Annotated in this window: 21 protein-coding genes; 11 read left to right on the forward strand and 10 right to left on the reverse strand. The window is 64.1% G+C overall.

The window, feature by feature from the left end:
- Positions 1-16 precede the first annotated feature (16 nt).
- Positions 17-1,030, reverse strand: coding sequence for a magnesium and cobalt transport protein CorA (locus tag KMZ68_RS06300; RefSeq protein WP_215614977.1), 1,014 nt, complete (start codon positions 1,028-1,030; stop codon positions 17-19).
- Positions 1,031-1,261: 231 nt separating this feature from the next.
- On the opposite strand from KMZ68_RS06300, the gene KMZ68_RS06305 reads away from it, so the two are divergent.
- The gene (locus KMZ68_RS06305) at positions 1,262-1,519 is read left to right on the forward strand and encodes a hypothetical protein (RefSeq protein WP_215614978.1); all 258 of its coding nucleotides are present in this window, start codon (positions 1,262-1,264) and stop codon (positions 1,517-1,519) included.
- Positions 1,520-1,534: 15 nt separating this feature from the next.
- On the opposite strand, the gene KMZ68_RS06310 is transcribed toward KMZ68_RS06305, so the two are convergent.
- From KMZ68_RS06310 to KMZ68_RS06320, 3 genes are all read right to left on the reverse strand, one after another.
- Positions 1,535-1,747 (reverse strand): hypothetical protein, encoded by a 213-nt coding sequence (locus KMZ68_RS06310; protein WP_215614979.1) that lies wholly within the window; start codon positions 1,745-1,747, stop codon positions 1,535-1,537.
- A 1-nt stretch (position 1,748) separates the two neighbouring features.
- The gene (locus KMZ68_RS06315) at positions 1,749-2,117 is read right to left on the reverse strand and encodes a hypothetical protein (RefSeq protein WP_215614980.1); all 369 of its coding nucleotides are present in this window, start codon (positions 2,115-2,117) and stop codon (positions 1,749-1,751) included.
- A gap of 89 nt (positions 2,118-2,206) precedes the next feature.
- Positions 2,207-2,386 carry a hypothetical protein gene (locus KMZ68_RS06320; RefSeq protein WP_215614981.1) on the reverse strand — a complete coding sequence of 60 codons (180 nt, stop codon included), beginning with the start codon at positions 2,384-2,386 and terminating at the stop codon, positions 2,207-2,209.
- A gap of 245 nt (positions 2,387-2,631) precedes the next feature.
- Between KMZ68_RS06320 and KMZ68_RS06325 the strand changes: the two genes are divergently transcribed.
- Positions 2,632-2,943: a hypothetical protein gene (locus KMZ68_RS06325; RefSeq protein ID WP_215614982.1), complete on the forward strand. Its 312-nt coding sequence runs from the start codon at positions 2,632-2,634 to the stop codon at positions 2,941-2,943.
- Positions 2,940-3,188, forward strand: coding sequence for a hypothetical protein (locus KMZ68_RS06330; protein ID WP_249779543.1), 249 nt, complete (start codon positions 2,940-2,942; stop codon positions 3,186-3,188). The genes KMZ68_RS06325 and KMZ68_RS06330 overlap by 4 nt, the downstream gene beginning before the upstream one ends.
- A 27-nt stretch (positions 3,189-3,215) precedes the next feature.
- Here KMZ68_RS06330 and KMZ68_RS06335 read toward each other — a convergent pair whose 3' ends face one another.
- The 6 genes from KMZ68_RS06335 to KMZ68_RS06360 form a co-directional block, all read right to left on the reverse strand.
- On the reverse strand, positions 3,216-3,542 hold the full coding sequence (locus KMZ68_RS06335; protein ID WP_215614983.1) for a hypothetical protein: 327 nt from the start codon (positions 3,540-3,542) through the stop codon (positions 3,216-3,218).
- An 84-nt stretch (positions 3,543-3,626) separates the two neighbouring features.
- Positions 3,627-4,592: a 4-hydroxy-tetrahydrodipicolinate synthase gene (gene dapA, locus KMZ68_RS06340; protein ID WP_215614984.1), complete on the reverse strand. Its 966-nt coding sequence runs from the start codon at positions 4,590-4,592 to the stop codon at positions 3,627-3,629.
- Between the two features lie 6 nt (positions 4,593-4,598).
- On the reverse strand, positions 4,599-5,042 hold the full coding sequence (locus KMZ68_RS06345) for a hypothetical protein (protein ID WP_215614985.1): 444 nt from the start codon (positions 5,040-5,042) through the stop codon (positions 4,599-4,601).
- Positions 5,043-5,086: 44 nt separating this feature from the next.
- Entirely contained in the window at positions 5,087-5,362 is a 276-nt protein-coding gene (locus tag KMZ68_RS06350; RefSeq protein WP_215614986.1) for a hypothetical protein, read from the reverse strand.
- Between the two features lie 154 nt (positions 5,363-5,516).
- Entirely contained in the window at positions 5,517-5,801 is a 285-nt protein-coding gene (locus KMZ68_RS06355; RefSeq protein WP_249779544.1) for a hypothetical protein, read from the reverse strand.
- A 72-nt stretch (positions 5,802-5,873) separates the two neighbouring features.
- Positions 5,874-6,341, reverse strand: a complete 468-nt coding sequence (locus KMZ68_RS06360) for a hypothetical protein (RefSeq protein WP_215614987.1) — start codon at positions 6,339-6,341, stop codon at positions 5,874-5,876.
- Between the two features lie 327 nt (positions 6,342-6,668).
- Between KMZ68_RS06360 and KMZ68_RS26100 the strand changes: the two genes are divergently transcribed.
- From KMZ68_RS26100 to KMZ68_RS06395, 8 genes are all read left to right on the forward strand, one after another.
- Positions 6,669-6,794 carry a hypothetical protein gene (locus tag KMZ68_RS26100; protein WP_256443697.1) on the forward strand — a complete coding sequence of 42 codons (126 nt, stop codon included), beginning with the start codon at positions 6,669-6,671 and terminating at the stop codon, positions 6,792-6,794.
- A 13-nt stretch (positions 6,795-6,807) separates the two neighbouring features.
- Positions 6,808-6,897, forward strand: a complete 90-nt coding sequence (locus KMZ68_RS06365; RefSeq protein WP_215614988.1) for a K(+)-transporting ATPase subunit F — start codon at positions 6,808-6,810, stop codon at positions 6,895-6,897.
- 42 nt (positions 6,898-6,939) lie between these two features.
- On the forward strand, positions 6,940-8,643 hold the full coding sequence (gene kdpA / locus KMZ68_RS06370) for a potassium-transporting ATPase subunit KdpA (protein WP_215614989.1): 1,704 nt from the start codon (positions 6,940-6,942) through the stop codon (positions 8,641-8,643).
- 25 nt (positions 8,644-8,668) lie between these two features.
- Positions 8,669-10,789 (forward strand): potassium-transporting ATPase subunit KdpB, encoded by a 2,121-nt coding sequence (gene kdpB / locus KMZ68_RS06375; protein ID WP_215614990.1) that lies wholly within the window; start codon positions 8,669-8,671, stop codon positions 10,787-10,789.
- A 111-nt stretch (positions 10,790-10,900) separates the two neighbouring features.
- Entirely contained in the window at positions 10,901-11,506 is a 606-nt protein-coding gene (locus tag KMZ68_RS06380; protein ID WP_215614991.1) for a K(+)-transporting ATPase subunit C, read from the forward strand.
- Positions 11,507-11,550: 44 nt separating this feature from the next.
- Complete coding sequence (locus KMZ68_RS06385; protein ID WP_215614992.1) at positions 11,551-14,274, forward strand: sensor histidine kinase; 2,724 nt, start codon at positions 11,551-11,553, stop codon at positions 14,272-14,274.
- The gene (locus tag KMZ68_RS06390; protein ID WP_215605229.1) at positions 14,271-14,960 is read left to right on the forward strand and encodes a response regulator; all 690 of its coding nucleotides are present in this window, start codon (positions 14,271-14,273) and stop codon (positions 14,958-14,960) included. Before KMZ68_RS06385 ends, KMZ68_RS06390 begins: the two co-directional genes overlap by 4 nt.
- Positions 14,961-15,022: 62 nt before the next feature.
- On the forward strand, positions 15,023-15,463 hold the full coding sequence (locus KMZ68_RS06395; RefSeq protein ID WP_215614993.1) for a PTS sugar transporter subunit IIA: 441 nt from the start codon (positions 15,023-15,025) through the stop codon (positions 15,461-15,463).
- Positions 15,464-16,147 lie beyond the last annotated feature (684 nt).

Raw genomic sequence — 16,147 nt, forward strand, 5'->3', positions numbered from 1 at the left:
TCCGGGAATCTCTGGCTTACAGCCATCCGACGCGGCGAAATCGCCAGAACAAGGCAGCGCATACGATCAGGATCGAGCCGATCACGGCGAAGTAGCCGTATTCCCAATCCAGTTCCGGCATGTGCTTGAAGTTCATGCCGTAGATCCCGGCGATCGCAGTCGGGACTGCGATGATGGCAAGCCATGAGGCGAGCTTCTTGGAGACCGCGGTCTCCTGCGCCTGGCCGATCAGAAGGCTTGCTTCGAATGCGAATGCGAGCACCTCGCGCAGCGAATCGATCTGCTCCTGAATCGTGCGGACATGATCGGTGACATCGCGAAACTGCGGCTGCATGGCAGGCCGCACCATCGGCAGGTTGTCGTGCTCGAGCTTGCGGCAGACCTCGACCAGGGGCCCGACTGCGTTGCGCAGGCGCAACAGATCGCGTCGCAGCGAATAAAGCCGCTCGATCTCCGCCCGGGTCATCGCGCTCGCGAGCACATGCGCCTCCATCGCCTCGACCTCCGCGTGGATGGTTTCGAGCACCGGCGAGTAGTTATCGACGATGAAATCGAGGATGGCATAGAGGATATAGTCCTCGCCGCGGGCGAGCGCTCGTGGGCAGCTCTCGCAGCGTTCACGCACCGGCGTATAGGACGTCGAGGCGCCGTGACGGACTGAAACGATATATCCCTCGCCGACAAACAAATGGGTCTCCCCGAAGGCGATGCCTTCGCCGGCGAGTTGCGCGGTGCGCGCCACGATGAACAGCGCGTCACCATATTGTTCGATCTTCGGTCGCTGATGGGCGTGGTCCGCATCCTCGATCGCGAGATCGTGCAATTCGAACTGCCGCTGCACGCTGCTCAGGAGCGCCATATCCGGTTCGTGCAGGCCGATCCACACCACATGGCCCGGCTTGCTGCGCCAGCTCGCGGCCTCCTCGATCGCGATGTTGGCGACGCGCCGGCCGTCAACATAGACACCGGCCGCGACGACTCCTTCGGCAACGTGCACGGTCGTTCCTGCGGCTGTCGATGCTGCGTCCATGTCTTCCGTCCCTCAATGACCGCTGTTGAATCTTCCTCCGGGGCGACGCTTTTTGGGCAAGGCTAGCACCGGGAATCCTGCCGTCAATGCAGTCACGTTTCATTGGTGTTCCAGCCATCGAACCAACGACTCGGCCAGGGCCGGATAGAAGCCGCTTCGGGTCCGATCAGGCTCGCCTCATCGATCTCCGTTCCTGCGGCAGGTACGGGAGCCGGTTCGCGCCGCGGCGGAATGAACGAGAAGGGGGCGCTGCGAAAGTTGTTTCATATCAACTTCGCTGAAGGAAATCCGGCCAAGCTCGCTTTCCGCCCGGCAACGGCGCGAGGTGAGTTCATGGCATCTATCGTTCGAATTGCCGTACCGGTAATCAGCATATTTGCTTCAGGCTGGCTATTGAGAGACCCCATGTCGGTGCCGCTTTGGCAGCTTGGGTTGGGGCTGTTACTGGCCAGTATCGGGGTGGCTTGGCTTTACTTGCGCCAGAGCTAGCGCGCAGCGGTTGCGTCAGAAATGATGGCGCGAGAAATACAGCGCAGCCCGCAGCGCGACGACAGCGCTGGCGGCGCCCCCGATCGCCAGCGTCGCAAGGGCGCCGATGCAGAAGCGCTTGATCATCGTCAGGTGCGCTTCCGCAGCGCTTGTTCCGGCGGTGCTTCGCGCTCCCGATGAATAGGTGGCCGATTCGAACGGGCCGTTGCTGTGCGTCAGCAGCGTCATCTCAGAACTCCTTTGCTCCGGGCGCCCGTAAGCCCAGCAGGGCGGCTATTCGCCGCCGAGCGAACGCCGCAAGGCGCATCAACGGTCCCAGGTAGTCGACCAGCGGATTGCCGCTGTTTTCCAGATCGAGTTCGAACCGATGGGACGGAAATATCGTCGCGCATCCCTCCGGTTCGCTGTTTTCCTTCGCAAACGCCAGGGCGGAGTTCGCGAACAGGAACATTCCGCCGATTCGTCCCTTGGCGTCCCGAGCCACCCAGAAACCGTCCTTGTTGCGGCCGATGAAGAATGCCGGGATCGCCTCGCTGACGATGTCGGGATCGAGCGCCTGAAACTGCAAGGTCGCGGTTGCGGGATCGCCGGCCGGCAAGATGCCGGCGCGCCCCCGCTCGGGCGCGGCAGTCGAACGTATCGGCGTCCGCCGCCGTGGAAGGTCGGGGTTTGTCAGCTGCACGGCGATCATCCGACGTTGATCGACGACGATGACGCGGCCTGCCGGGGGCAGGCGTGTTCGGCCGCCGCTGCGGCCAGCCGTATCCGGCAGCTGACGAACGTGTTGAGCATGTCGCGCAGAACCGCAAACCCGGCTTCGAGCCGTCCGGGATGCGCGGTATCAGTGCTGAAGGTGATCGCGGCCATGGCGGCCTCCTCACAAATCCAATGCGCATGATGTGCCGGCGAAGCCGTAGGAATGCGAGATGGATCGGCGCGCGATCTCATAAGAGCGATATAGGAACCCCGGAGGCGAACCGGCGCTGCCTGCGATTCCGGCGGCGCCTATGCCGCGGCTATGAGAGAGGCCGGACAGCCGCCTCGATTTCCTATGTCGTCACACGCATCTTCGGACCAACAGCTCGCTTGTTGAGCGAGCATGGAGATGCAAGATGGCTCACTTGATCACGAGCGACGACAAGTATCCCGATTTCATCTACGACGATGCCTATCGATCGTATCTCATCACCCGAACCGATACGCGGGGCGACTACCGCTTTGCCAGGACGAGCAGAAAGCGCGCACGCGTCCACGCGCGCGGCGCTCTGCGGCGTGTTAACGGCTTCCTGAAGAACCTGATCGAGGCGATCGCCAGTTCGAAGCTGCGCCGCATGGAGCGCGAGCTCGAACTTCGCGGCATTCGCCACGACCGCCACGATTGGGCAACGCGCCATCCCGGCCACTCCCCGGTTCGCGAGGATTGACCGTCGCGCGCGCCTCGCAGCTTCAGTTTTTTCGCGTGGAGGATCATATGCGACAGGTTCCGTTAACCGCATCGGTTCTGGCTTGCTCGCTCCGCAGCGCCATCAGGTCCGTCGTGACGCTTCTGGCTTCATCCCTTGACGCGCCGGCCGGGAAATACCGGCCGGAAGATCACTATATGCGCGGGCCCGGACCGAAATGGCGCGAGAAGCACATCCTCGATCGCGCCTCCACGGGCGGCGCGTGAGTCCGGTTGGCCGCGGCCCCTCTTTACCTAGAGCAGGTGATTGCCCCGGGAAGAAAGCCCTCTCCACAAACCGCTGGCGCGCTTGACAGACTTATTGGTTGGCGGCGTCTTTGGCAGGTCGGCGTCCACGGCGGCCGCGAAGATGCGCCTGAGACGATCGTCATCGATCCGCGCCAGATGCTGGCGCAAGATCAGGGAAGTGAGTTCATTCGGGTGCAGGATGGCGGCGCATAGCTCGGCGCTGGTTCTGCGGAAAAACGTGAAATCCGGCTTGCCGCCATGCTGTGGACCCAGCCGGTCGATCTCGCTTGCGATCGCCAGCACCGCCAGCCGGTCGGCATCGTCCAGGGTCACGGCGAATCGCAGGATCGCCAGTTGCCATGCCCGCAATGTCCTGGCGTGCCATTCCAGACCGGGAACGTTCGAACTCATATGTCTCTACAATCTGGCAGGCGAATCCGCGTGAAGGCGAGGTCCGCGCCAACTCTCGATCGGACAGCCCAGATCCTCGTCGCCGATCCCGGCGATCGCACTCGCCACCTCGGCTTTCGCCGGATCCGCCAACTCGACGATCGGCAGGCGGGTGGCCGGCGACATGAAGCCGAGCAGGCACAGCGCATATTTGAGCGCCGCCGGGCTCTCTTTGGAAAGCGCTGATGTCAGCGCCGCAAGCCGGTTGTGCAGGTATCGCGCGCTCTGCAGCCGTCCCTGCCGGCAGCTCGAGAACACCGCCAGGCACAGTTCCGGCGCGACGTTCGAAATCGTGGAGATGCAGCCATCCCCGCCATTGGCGATGAAAGCCAGCGCCGTCGCGTCGTCTCCGGACAGCAGCCGAAACCCGTGAGGCAGCAGCGACCGAAGCCGCATCGGACGGGTGATGTCGCCCGTCGCATCGCGCAATCCGATGAACTGCTTCGATCGGGCGAGCTGCGTCAGAGTATCGTCGGACAATTCGCGGATGGTCCGGGCCGGAACGTCGTGCAGGATGATGGGTAGCGTGGCGGCGTCGGCGATCGCCTGAAAGTGCGCGAAAATGCCGCTCTGCATCGGCTTGTTGTAGTAGGGCACCACAGAAAGAACCGCGTCGGCGCCGGCGGCTTCGGCGCGCCGGGTCAACTCGATCGCCTGGCTGGTCGAATTCGATCCCGCGCCGGCAATGACGCGGACCCGGCCGCGCGCGATCCCGACGGCAGCTCGAACGATGGCTTCGTGCTCGGCCGGCGTCAGGGTGGAGGCTTCGCCGGCTGTTTCGCCGACCACGATCGCCGTGACGCCGGCCTTGATCTGGCGTTCGCAAAGTACCGCAAACGCGGTCAGATCGAGCGCGCCGGCTTCGTCAAATGGAGTCGGAAGATCGGGTATGTAGCCTGCCAGCCAGGTGGCGGGATTGGGGAGGAGCGTCATGGAATTTCACGCCGCACTTTCCATCTGGCCGAAGCTCTGCCGGCAGGCCGAGAGCACGAGGCCCTGCTGGCACCGGACACCGGCCTCGATCCGGAAACCCATCTGCTCCAGCTTGTTGCGGATTTTCTGGCAGAAGCCGCTTTCACGGGAATCGATCAAGACGGCGACGGCCGCGCTGGTGCAGAGGAACGGCGAGATCCGGGCGAGCGCAGCCTCGATAGCCTGCAGCGAGTTCTGGCCCGTGATCAGGCCGACCGCGTGCTGCGCCGTTGCGATGCGGCAGGTCTCGGGAGTGGCGACGCGAACGAATCCGCGCCGCCGCAGCGCAAGGTACATTTCCATTCGATCGCTGCCGGCGACGATGGCGCGATGCAGGCTGGACAGGCGTGTGAGCCCGATCATGGTATCGACGACCAGCTCGCGGTTCGAACCGGAATGGGACTCGCTCATCTTGCTCTCCTGACTGCTTTCCTGGACGCTGGCGCGCCGTCCTGTCATGCGAAGCGCCGTGCCAGCACGCCGGTTGCTTGCGGGGCATCGGAGGCGGGGCGGCCAGCCATGTCGAGTTCGATCCCGCGGGAGACTTCGACGATGGTTTCGGGATGATGGCCGTTCTCGAACAGCGCATATTTGTAGGCTTGCGCACGGCTGACGAACAGGCCGCCATAGAGACCGCTCTGTTCCTGGGCGACCCAGTGGCCGCGGCTGTTCTTGCCGATGAAGACGATGGCAGAGAGCGAGCTGCACGATGGAGGTTCGACGAGCTTCACGTTGGTATTCCTTCCGGTGGTGAGCCTCGCGCGCTCCCGGATGGCCGGGAGACTGCTTGACTCATGCCGCCAATATCTTCCCGGCCGGATATGAATTCGAGGGCGGCCCGACAGCGATCTCATAAGTGCGGTATAGGATCGCGCGTCCGGCGTTTCAAACCGGGACGGATTGGTTGAATCCGCTGACCAGGCAGCACAGCGCCGTGTAGGCCATCATTTCATCCCAGTGATTGAGAACCGCGTCGAACGGCGGCTCGCGCTTGATGGCGCCGACGACGGCGCCGAGAATCGCAGCCATCCACAGCAGCGCGGCAAGGCTCGTGCCGAAGCCGACGCCGCCGAACGCGGCGAACGCCGTCAGGATGGCCATTCGCAGCAGGAAGCGAACCAGCACCTGGATCGATCTCAGTTCCTGCGGCAGGTTCGGAAGCTGTACCAAGGCTGCAAACCCACTCTCAACGGTTCGCGAGACCGGTCGCGGCAGGCCGCGACCCCGCGTCGTTCGCGGCGCTCAGGCGAAATTTTCGCTCAGCACAGGCTCGTAGATCGCGTCGGCGTTGCGCGGTACGGCGGGGACGCTGGTCCGGCTCGCCGGCGCGCTCGCGGCCTTCGCCTCCACGAACGCGCTCAGGATCGCCAGCGGCAAGTCCGCATGACGGGCCTCGATCGACTGGTCGAGCCACTCCGGCAGTTCGCGTTGGCGCGACAGCGCGCAATGCCATTCGCCTTCGTCATAGGCGATGCGGCGAAGCCGCCATTGCGGTATTTCCAGATCGATCAGTGCGAGCGCGGCATCGGTCCAGGCCTCCGATTGGATCAGGCGCCGGATGCGCGCGGTCTTTTCGGTCGGGCCGATCGCCGCAAGGCGCTGGCAGGTCTCGCCGATCACGTCCGATATCAGCTCTGCCGTCACGGCATGCGCCTGGCGCAGCCGGTCATGGATCCCGGCGGGTTGCTGGCGTTCTGAAAGGGCAAACATGGCGGTATCTCGCTTCAAGTGCGGCCGCGATCCACGGCCGCACCGGCAGGATGGTCAAGACGCCATTTGAAAGCGAGGTGGGGCGGGGACCCGAAATATAAGGATTTCATAAAGGTATCGCGGGGAAGGCCTACTCTTTTATGTCGTCGTTCCGGCGTGCGCTGGGACGACGGATACTTATGAGATTCCTATAACGTCGCCGCGGCTCTCGTCTCGAAAACCTATGCGGCGAGTGGCACCTCACAGCCACCGACACGGGCAGGGCCCGGATTGCAGCTTCCTGATCCGCACTTGATCTGCCGCAATCCGCCTTGCCGGGAACACGCAATGGTCGCGCACCGGAAAAACAAGCGCGACAAGGAGCACCTCATGCTGGACATCGTCATGCTGGCCCTCGGCTTCGGCCTGTTCGCGGTGGGCATAGGCTACGCCTATGCCTGCGAACGGCTTTAGGGGGAGAACGATCATGATCTTCGATTATTCACTCGCCGCCATCGTCTCCGCCGGGCTGCTGTTTTACCTGACCTACGCCCTGCTGCGGCCAGAGCGGTTCTGACTGCTCCGCGCGCCGATCCCGCACATCTAAAGGCATACGACCATGACTGTCATTGGCTGGATTCAAATCATTCTGTACTGCGCCATCGTCGTCGCGCTGGCAAAGCCGCTCGGCTGGTACATGACGCGCGTCTTCAACGGTGAGGGCACTTTTCTGTCCCCAGTCCTGCGCCCGGTCGAGGCCGGACTTTACTGGATCGGCGGTGTCGACGAGAAGCGGGAGCAGCACTGGCTGACCTACACCGTCGCGATGCTGTTGTTCCACGTCGCGGGGTTTCTCGTTCTCTACGCGCTGATGCGCCTGCAGGCGGTGTTGCCGTTCAATCCGCAGGAGCAGTCCGCGGTCGCTGAGGACCTGTCCTTCAACACCGCGATCAGCTTCATCACCAATACCAACTGGCAGAACTACGGCGGCGAAAGCACGCTGTCCTACCTGGTGCAGATGCTGGGCCTGACCCACCAGAACTTCCTGTCGGCGGCGACCGGCATCGCACTGGCGGTGGCGCTGATCCGCGGCTTCTCCCGTTCCTCGATGCGTACCATCGGCAATTTCTGGGTCGATGTGACGCGCTGCACTCTCTATGTCCTGCTGCCGATCTGCATCGTCTACACCCTGTTCCTGGTCTGGCAGGGCATGCCGCAGACGCTTGGCGCCTATGTCGATGCCACGACATTGGAAGGCGCGAAACAAACCATTGCCGTCGGGCCGGTCGCCTCCCAGGTCGCCATCAAGATGCTCGGCACCAATGGCGGCGGCTTCTTCAACGCCAATGCCGCGCACCCGTTCGAGAACCCGACCGCGCTGTCGAACTTCGTGCAGATGCTTTCGATCTTCGTGCTCGGCGCAGCCCTTACCAACGTGTTCGGCCGCATGGTCGGCAACCAGCGCCAGGGCTGGGCGATCCTGGCGGTGATGGGCGTATTGTTCATATCGGGCGTGGCCGTCACCTACTGGGCGGAGGCCAATGGTACGACTGCGCTGAGCGCGCTCGGACTGAGCGGCGGCAACATGGAGGGCAAGGAGGTCCGCTTCGGCATCGTCGCGTCATCGCTGTTCGCGGTCATCACCACGGCGGCTTCCTGCGGTGCCGTCAACGCCATGCATGATAGCTTCACCGCGCTCGGCGGCATGATTCCGCTCATCAACATGCAGCTCGGCGAAATCATCGTCGGCGGCGTCGGCGCCGGCATGTACGGCATGCTGCTGTTCGTCGTGCTGGCGATCTTCGTCGCGGGCCTGATGGTCGGCCGCACCCCGGAATATGTCGGCAAGAAGATCGAGGCGCGCGAGGTCAAGATGGCGATGCTTGCCATCCTGATCCTGCCGCTGATGATCCTCGGCTGGACCGCTGTCGCCGTGGTGTTTCCGCCGGCCGTGGCGTCGATGGCCAACGCCGGCCCGCACGGTTTTACCGAGGTGCTCTACGCCTTCAGCTCGGCAACCGGCAACAACGGCTCGGCGTTCGGCGGGCTCACCGGCAACACCTTCTTCTACAATCTCACGCTGGCCAGTTCGATGTTCGTCGGCCGGTTCCTGATGATCATCCCGGCCATGGCGCTGGCGGGTTCGCTGGCCGCGAAGAAGTCGATTCCGCCGTCTGCCGGCACGCTGCCGACCACCGGCGGGCTGTTCGTCGGCCTGGTTGTCGGCGTGATCCTGATCATCGGCGGTCTCACCTTCTTCCCGGCGCTGGCGCTCGGCCCGATCGTCGAGCATCTCGCCGGCAACGCCAACACCCTGTTCTGATCGAACTCATTTCGGAGTTACGTCCATGGAAGTCGTTCATAAATTGAACAAGCGGATGCCGGTGTCGGCGATGCTCGATCCGAAGATCGTGATGCCCGCCATAGGCGCGGCGGTGACAAAACTCGATCCGCGGCTGATGATCAAGAACCCCGTGATGTTCGTGGTCGAGGTCGTCGCCGCACTCACCACGGTGATCTTCCTGCGCGACCTCGTGACCGGCGGCGCCAACCTCGCCTTCACCTTCCAGATCATCCTGTGGCTGTGGTTCACGGTGCTGTTCGCCAATTTCGCCGAGGCCGTCGCGGAAGGCCGCGGCAAGGCGCAGGCCGAGTCGCTGAAGAGGACCCGCACCGAGAGCCAGGCCAAGCTCGTGACCGGTTCCGACAAGGCCTATCGTCTGGTCTCCGGCACCAGCCTCAAGGTCGGCGACGTCGTGCTGGTCGAGGCCGGCGACAATATTCCCTCCGATGGCGAAGTGATCGAGGGCGTTGCCTCGGTCAACGAGGCCGCGATAACAGGCGAATCCGCGCCGGTGATCCGCGAATCCGGCGGCGACCGCTCGGCGGTCACCGGCGGCACCCAGGTGCTGTCGGACTGGATCCGCGTCCGCATCACCGCGGCGCAGGGATCGACCTTCATCGATCGCATGATCAAGCTGGTCGAAGGCGCCGAGCGGCAGAAAACACCGAACGAGATCGCGCTCAATATCCTGCTCGCGGGCCTGTCCATCATCTTCATATTCGCGACGGTTACGATCCCGAGCTATGCGGCCTATGCCGGCGGTTCGGTGTCGGTGGTGGTGCTGGTGGCGCTGTTCGTCACGCTGATTCCGACCACTATCGGCGCGCTGCTGTCGGCGATCGGCATCGCCGGCATGGACCGGCTGGTGCGCTTCAATGTGCTGGCGATGTCCGGCCGCGCGGTCGAGGCCGCCGGCGACGTCGACACCCTGCTGCTCGACAAGACCGGCACCATCACGCTCGGCAACCGGCAGGCGACGGCGTTCCGTCCCGTCCGCGGCGTCACCGAGCAGGAGCTTGCCGATGCGGCCCAGCTTGCCTCACTGGCGGACGAGACCCCGGAAGGGCGCTCGATCGTGGTGCTGGCGAAGGAGAAATACGGCATCCGTAGCCGCGACATGGCGGAACTCAACGCGACGTTCATTCCGTTCACGGCGCAAACCCGCATGAGCGGTGTCGACGCCGGCGCGTCCGCGGTCCGCAAGGGCGCGGTCGATGCGATCCTGAACTATGTCACCGGTGGAAGCGGAACGCATACGATTGCGGCTGGAAACACCGTGCGGTCGCTTCAGTCCGCCGCGAATTCCGATATCGCCCGCGATATCCAGGCGATTTCGGATGAGATCGCCAAGTCTGGCGGCACCCCGCTGGCGGTGGCCAAGGACGGCCGTCTGCTCGGCGTCGTCCAGCTCAAGGACATCGTCAAGGGCGGCATCCGCGAGCGCTTCGCCGAACTGCGCCGGATGGGCATCCGCACCATCATGATCACCGGCGACAATCCGATGACCGCGGCGGCGATTGCCGCTGAAGCTGGCGTCGACGATTTCCTGGCGCAGGCGACGCCCGAGGACAAGCTGAAGCTGATCCGCGACGAGCAGGCCAAGGGCAAGCTGGTCGCGATGTGCGGCGACGGCACCAATGACGCGCCCGCGCTGGCGCAAGCCGACGTCGGCGTCGCCATGAACACCGGCACCCAGGCCGCCCGCGAGGCCGGCAACATGGTCGATCTCGACTCCAACCCCACAAAACTGATCGAGGTGGTCGAAATCGGCAAGCAGCTGTTGATGACCCGCGGCGCGCTCACCACGTTCTCGATCGCCAACGACGTGGCGAAATACTTCGCCATCATCCCGGCGATCTTCCTGACGTTCTACCCGCAGCTCGATGCACTCAACATCATGCATCTGGCGAGCCCGCAGAGCGCCATCCTGTCGGCGATCATCTTCAATGCGCTGATCATCATCGCGTTGATTCCGCTGGCCCTGAAAGGCGTGGGGTATCGCGCCATCGGCGCCGGCGCGCTCTTGCGCCGCAACCTGATGATCTACGGCGTCGGCGGCATCATCATTCCCTTCATCGGCATCAAGGCGATCGACCTCATCGTCGCCGCTTTGCACCTGGCCTGAAACACAACCGTTATTGCGAGCGCAGCGAAGCAATCCATCGAGCCTCAGGAAAGTAATGGATTGCTTCATCGCTTCGCTCCTCGCAATGACGACACTCTGTGGAGACCTATCATGTTGAAAGAAATCCGCCCCGCCATCATCGTGCTGGTCCTGCTGACGCTGATCACGGGCCTCGCCTATCCGCTCGCCATGACCGCCATTGCCGGCGTGCTGTTTCCGAAGCAGGCGCAAGGCAGCCTGATCGAGAAGGACGGCAAGGTGATCGGATCCGCCCTGATCGGGCAGGAATTCAAGGACGACAAATACTTCCATGGCCGGCCGTCGGCGACCTCGGGCCCGGATCCGGCCGATTCGACCAAGACCACCTCGGTGCCGTATAACGCGGCCAATTCCTCCGGCTCCAATCTCGGCCCGACCAGCAAGGCCCTGAACGACCGGATCAAGGAGGACGTCGAGAAGCTGAAGGCCGAAAACGCCACGGCTTCCGTGCCGGTCGATCTCGTCACCACCTCGGGCAGCGGCCTCGATCCCGATATCTCGCCGGAAGCCGCGCTATTCCAGGTGCCGCGTGTTGCGAAGGCCCGAAATATGCCTGAAGATCGCGTCCGCCAACTGGTTACGGACAATACCAAGGGCCGCCTCGCCGGATTTCTTGGCGAACCGCGGGTCAACGTGCTGGCGCTCAATCTGGCGCTGGACGCGGCTGCATCCAAGTAACGACGCCGGCTAGGCCCGGCCTGGCGCGAGGACTATAATGCCGCATGGCAAATCAGCGCCGCGATCCTGAAAAAAGACCCTCGCCGGAGGCCCTGCTGGAAGCAGCCCGGCGAGAAAGCAGCCAGGCCGGCCGGCTCAAGATCTTCGTCGGCGCCGCTCCCGGCGTCGGCAAGACCTATGAGATGCTGCAGAGCGCTCACGCCAAGGTGAAGGCCGGGGTCGACGTCGTGGTCGGCGTGGTCGAGACCCACGGACGGGCGGAGACAGAAGCGCTGCTGCATGGCCTCGAGGTCCTGCCGCGCAAGCGGATCGAGTACAAGGACCAGGTCATCGAGGAGATGGACCTCGACGCGCTGATCGCACGCCGCCCCGGAATCGCGCTGGTCGACGAGCTCGCCCACACCAACGCTCCCGGCAGCCGCCACCCCAAGCGCTACCTCGACGTCGAGGAACTGCTCTCCCGCGGCATCGACGTCTATACCGCGGTCAATATCCAGCACATCGAAAGCCTCAACGACGTGGTCGCCCAGATCACCCATGTGCGGGTGCGCGAAACCGTGCCGGATTCGGTGTTCGACCGCGCCGATGCGATCGAGCTGATCGATCTCACGCCCGACGACCTGATCCAGCGGCTGAAGGAGGGCAAGGTCTACGTCCCCAAACAGGCCGAGCGCGCGCTGGAGCATTATTTCTCGCCCGGCAATCTGACCGCGCTGCGCGAGCTGGCGCTGCGGCGGACCGCCGAGCGCGTCGACGAGCAGCTGTTGACCCATATGCAGGCCAACGCCATCGCCGGCCCGTGGGCCGCGGGCGAGCGCATCCTGGTCTGCATCAGCGAGGATCCGCGCGCCGCAGGGCTGGTGCGCTACACCAGGCGGCTGGCGGATCGCCTGCACGCGCCCTGGACCGCGCTCAGCATCGAGACCCGCCGCAGCCTGCAACTGACCGACGAGCAGCGGGACCGGCTTGCCGACACGCTGCGGCTGGCGGAAACGCTGGGCGCCGAGGCGCTGACCATTCCCGGAGTCGGGCGCCGGATCGCCGACGACATCATCGGCTTCGCGCAGGCCAATAACGTCACCCAGATCATCATCGGCAAGTCGATGCGGTCCTGGTGGTTCGAGCTGCGGCGCGGCTCGGTTGTGCACGATCTGGTGCGGCGCGCCGGCAATATCACCGTCAACGTGATCGCGGGCGAGGAGCTCGCGGCGGAGCCGGTGCCGAAGAAGACGGTGCGCGCCGCCGAACGGCAGGAGCCGTTCGATCCCGTTCCCTATGCGATATCGCTGCTGCTGGTTGCCGTGGCGCTCGGCGCCGGCCTCCTGATTCATCCGTGGATGGGGATCGAGAACGTCGATCTCGTGTTCCTGACGGCGGTAGTCGCAGCCGCCGTCCGTTACGGCCTGCTGCCATCGGTGCTGGCGAGCGTGGTCGCATCGCTCTGCTACAACTTCTTCTTTCTGCCGCCGATCTACACCTTCACGATCACCGACCCGACCAACGTCGCGGCCTTCTTCTTCTTCATGCTGATCGCGATCGTGGTTTCCAATGTGGCGGCGCGGGTGCGCACCCAGGCGGTCTCCGCGATCGGCAGGGTGCGGACCACGGAATCGCTCTATGCCTTCAGCCGCAAGCTCGCCGGCACCGCGACGCTGGACGACGTGTTGTGGGCGACCGCCTATCAGACCGCCTTGATGCTGAAGGTACGGGTGGTCCTTTTGTTGCCGGAGGACGGCGTCATTACGGTCAAGGCGGGCTATCCGCCGGAGGATCAATTGGACCAGGCCGATCTCGCCGCCGCCAACTGGGCGTGGGGTAACGACCGCGCGGCCGGGCGCGGCGCGGATACGCTGCCGGGCGCCAAGCGCCTGTTCCTGCCGATGCGGACCGGACGCGGGCCGATCGGCGTCATCGGCATCGACGACGACAAGACCGGGCCGCTGCTGACGCCGGATCAGCGCCGTCTGCTCGATGCGCTGATGGATCAGGGCGCGCTCGCGATCGAACGGGTGCAGCTGGTGGAGGACATGGACCGGGTCAAGCGCACCGTGGAGTCGGACCGGCTGCGACAGGCGCTGTTGACCTCGATCTCTCACGATCTCAAGACGCCGCTGGCCTCGGTGCTCGGCGCCGCCTCCACGATGCGCGATCTCGCCAGCGGGCTGAGCGAACCGGAAAAGCGCGACCTGCTGGCAACCGTGATCGACGAGTCCGAACGGCTCAACCGTTTCATCGCCAATCTGCTCGACATGACCAAGCTGGAATCCGGCGCCATCGTACCGAACACCGCGCCGCACGACATCGGCGAGATCGTCGGCAGCGGGTTGCGGCGCGCCGGCAAGATTCTCGCCGGCCACAAGGTGTCGCTGGAACTCGCCGCCGACTTGCCGATGCTGGAGCTCGACGCGGTGCTGTTCGAGCAGGTGCTGTTCAATCTCCTGGACAATGCGGCGAAATATGCGCCGGCCGACACCACGATATCGATCAGGGGATTTCGGGAGAGAGATTGGGTCTCCCTGCAGATCCTCGATGAGGGCGAGGGTATTCCGCCGGCGGAACTGGAGATGATCTTCGACAAGTTCTATCGCGCGCAAAAGGGCGACCATGTCCGCCCCGGCACCGGCCTCGGCCTTGCGATTTCGCGCGGCTTCGTCGAGGCCATGCATGGTACGATCCTGGCCGCCAACCGCACCGACCGGAGCGGCGCCGTGCTGACGATCCGGCTGCCGATACCCTCAGCATCGAAAGCGCTGGATACCGCCGCATGAACGCCACGCCTATCAAGGTCCTGGTCATCGACGACGAGCCGCCGATCCGCAAGCTGCTGCGGATGGGATTGAGCACCCAGGGCTACGAGATCCTGGAGGCGTCCAATGGCAAGAACGCGCTGGAATTGCTGGCGCAGAATCCGGCGCTCATCATCCTCGATCTCGGCCTGCCCGACATCCAAGGCCATGAACTGCTGCGCATGATCCGCGGCCGCAACGACAGCGTTCCGATCGTGGTGCTGTCGAGCCGCGGCGACGAGGCGGGCAAGGTGCAGGCGCTCGATCTCGGCGCCGACGACTACCTGACCAAACCGTTCGGGATGGATGAACTGCTGGCCCGCATGCGCGCGGCGCTGCGGCATCAATTGCAGGTTCATGGCGAGCGCCCGGTGTTCCGCTCGGGCGACCTCTCGGTCGACCTGGTGCGCCGTATCGTCAAGGTCGGCGAGCGCGAGGTCAAGCTGTCGCCGAAGGAGTACGAATTGCTGCGCGTGCTGGTGCAGCACGCCGGCAAGGTCCTGACCCACCGCTTTCTCTTGAAGGAGCTGTGGGACGAATTGACCGACGCGCAATATCTGCGGGTCTATGTGCGCCAGCTCCGGCAGAAGATCGAGGCCGATCCAGAGCGTCCGCAATTCGTTCTGACCGAGACCGGGATCGGCTACCGGCTGCGGGCGGCGGACTAGATCCGCCCTCCCGGCCTGAGGCCCGATCAATGCTGTTGACCATACGTGCTCCTGGAGCGCCCATGAAGATTTCCGATCTGCTGTCGCCAACCGACGTCCTGATTGACGTCCGTGGCTCGAACAAGCGACTATTGTTGCAGGAATTCGCGGCCAAGGCCGCCGACAGCCTCGGCCTGCGCGTCGACCAGATCTCGCCCTACCTGCTCAAGCGCGAAGAATTGGGCTCGACCGGGATCGGACGCGGTGTCGCCATCCCGCACGCCCGGCTGCCGGATCTGCAGCGCCCCTTTGGGCTGCTGGCGAGGTTGAAAGCGCCGGTCGAATTCGACGCCATCGACGGGCAGGCGGTGGACATCGTGTTCGTGCTGCTGTTGCCGGCTGCCGCGGAGAGCGGACAGATCGGGCCGCTTGCATTGGTGGCGCGGACGTTGAGGCCGCCTGAGAATCTCGCCCGCTTGCGCGCCGCCAGGAATACGACAGAGCTTTATGCGGCGGTCGCCTGAGCACTTCGCTCCCGATGACAGTCTCCGCGACGAAGCAATTCAATGCGCGCGCAGCCTGATTTCCTGAGCCGATTCAACCAGCCGACCCGACGGGCAAATCACCCAAAAATCTGTAAAGCCCTTTACACAAAAATATTCTGATTTTCAGAAATCGCAAATCAGTCTATATCGATCGCATCCCGTTCCACTCGGAGGGGCGTTTCGCGAACGTCACGGACGTAGGGATGGGCTGCGGTGGACGCGGGCGGCGCGCGAGACGGGCGCGCCGCTGGCGGACGGCGAAGCCGTGTGGTCCTGACACCCCGACGCTGGTGTCAAGTTCGCGCTAGGGAGCGCGGGCGACGGTGGCAAGAAAGCCCGGTCACCGGGGAGAGCGCGCTATAAGCCGTAAAACCATTGCGCAGGGAAGGCCGGATTGCCTCCGCTGAACCTGTATGCTCGTGTGCGTGTTCTCTATGTGCATTTGCACGCGAGACCGCGGGTGCAGCGCGCACCCGGTCTTCCCTGCGCCCTTCTGATTGGAAGGGGCAGAAATTTCTGGCATAGCTCGGGCACATCAGGCCGCGAGATCGCGAAGCCGTGTTTTGACGTCATTGCGAGGAGCGAAAGCGACGAAGCAATCCAGTGTCGTTCTCGGCAGCACGATGGATTGCTTTGCGGAGCCTGTCATCGGGCTCGCAATCG

Origin of the sequence: Bradyrhizobium sediminis (genome assembly GCF_018736105.1) — a bacterium.
Lineage (GTDB): Bacteria > Pseudomonadota > Alphaproteobacteria > Rhizobiales > Xanthobacteraceae > Bradyrhizobium.

Coding starts and splice junctions, on each gene's coding strand:
- KMZ68_RS06300 (WP_215614977.1), bottom strand. CDS start 1,030: ATGGACGCAGCATCGACAGCCGCAGGAACGACCGTGCACGTTGCCGAA.
- KMZ68_RS06305 (WP_215614978.1), top strand. CDS start 1,262: ATGAACGAGAAGGGGGCGCTGCGAAAGTTGTTTCATATCAACTTCGCT.
- KMZ68_RS06310 (WP_215614979.1), bottom strand. CDS start 1,747: ATGACGCTGCTGACGCACAGCAACGGCCCGTTCGAATCGGCCACCTAT.
- KMZ68_RS06320 (WP_215614981.1), bottom strand. CDS start 2,386: ATGGCCGCGATCACCTTCAGCACTGATACCGCGCATCCCGGACGGCTC.
- KMZ68_RS06325 (WP_215614982.1), top strand. CDS start 2,632: ATGGCTCACTTGATCACGAGCGACGACAAGTATCCCGATTTCATCTAC.
- dapA (WP_215614984.1), bottom strand. CDS start 4,592: ATGACGCTCCTCCCCAATCCCGCCACCTGGCTGGCAGGCTACATACCC.
- KMZ68_RS06345 (WP_215614985.1), bottom strand. CDS start 5,042: ATGAGCGAGTCCCATTCCGGTTCGAACCGCGAGCTGGTCGTCGATACC.
- KMZ68_RS06360 (WP_215614987.1), bottom strand. CDS start 6,341: ATGTTTGCCCTTTCAGAACGCCAGCAACCCGCCGGGATCCATGACCGG.
- KMZ68_RS26100 (WP_256443697.1), top strand. CDS start 6,669: ATGGTCGCGCACCGGAAAAACAAGCGCGACAAGGAGCACCTCATGCTG.
- KMZ68_RS06365 (WP_215614988.1), top strand. CDS start 6,808: ATGATCTTCGATTATTCACTCGCCGCCATCGTCTCCGCCGGGCTGCTG.
- kdpA (WP_215614989.1), top strand. CDS start 6,940: ATGACTGTCATTGGCTGGATTCAAATCATTCTGTACTGCGCCATCGTC.
- kdpB (WP_215614990.1), top strand. CDS start 8,669: ATGGAAGTCGTTCATAAATTGAACAAGCGGATGCCGGTGTCGGCGATG.
- KMZ68_RS06380 (WP_215614991.1), top strand. CDS start 10,901: ATGTTGAAAGAAATCCGCCCCGCCATCATCGTGCTGGTCCTGCTGACG.
- KMZ68_RS06385 (WP_215614992.1), top strand. CDS start 11,551: ATGGCAAATCAGCGCCGCGATCCTGAAAAAAGACCCTCGCCGGAGGCC.
- KMZ68_RS06390 (WP_215605229.1), top strand. CDS start 14,271: ATGAACGCCACGCCTATCAAGGTCCTGGTCATCGACGACGAGCCGCCG.
- KMZ68_RS06395 (WP_215614993.1), top strand. CDS start 15,023: ATGAAGATTTCCGATCTGCTGTCGCCAACCGACGTCCTGATTGACGTC.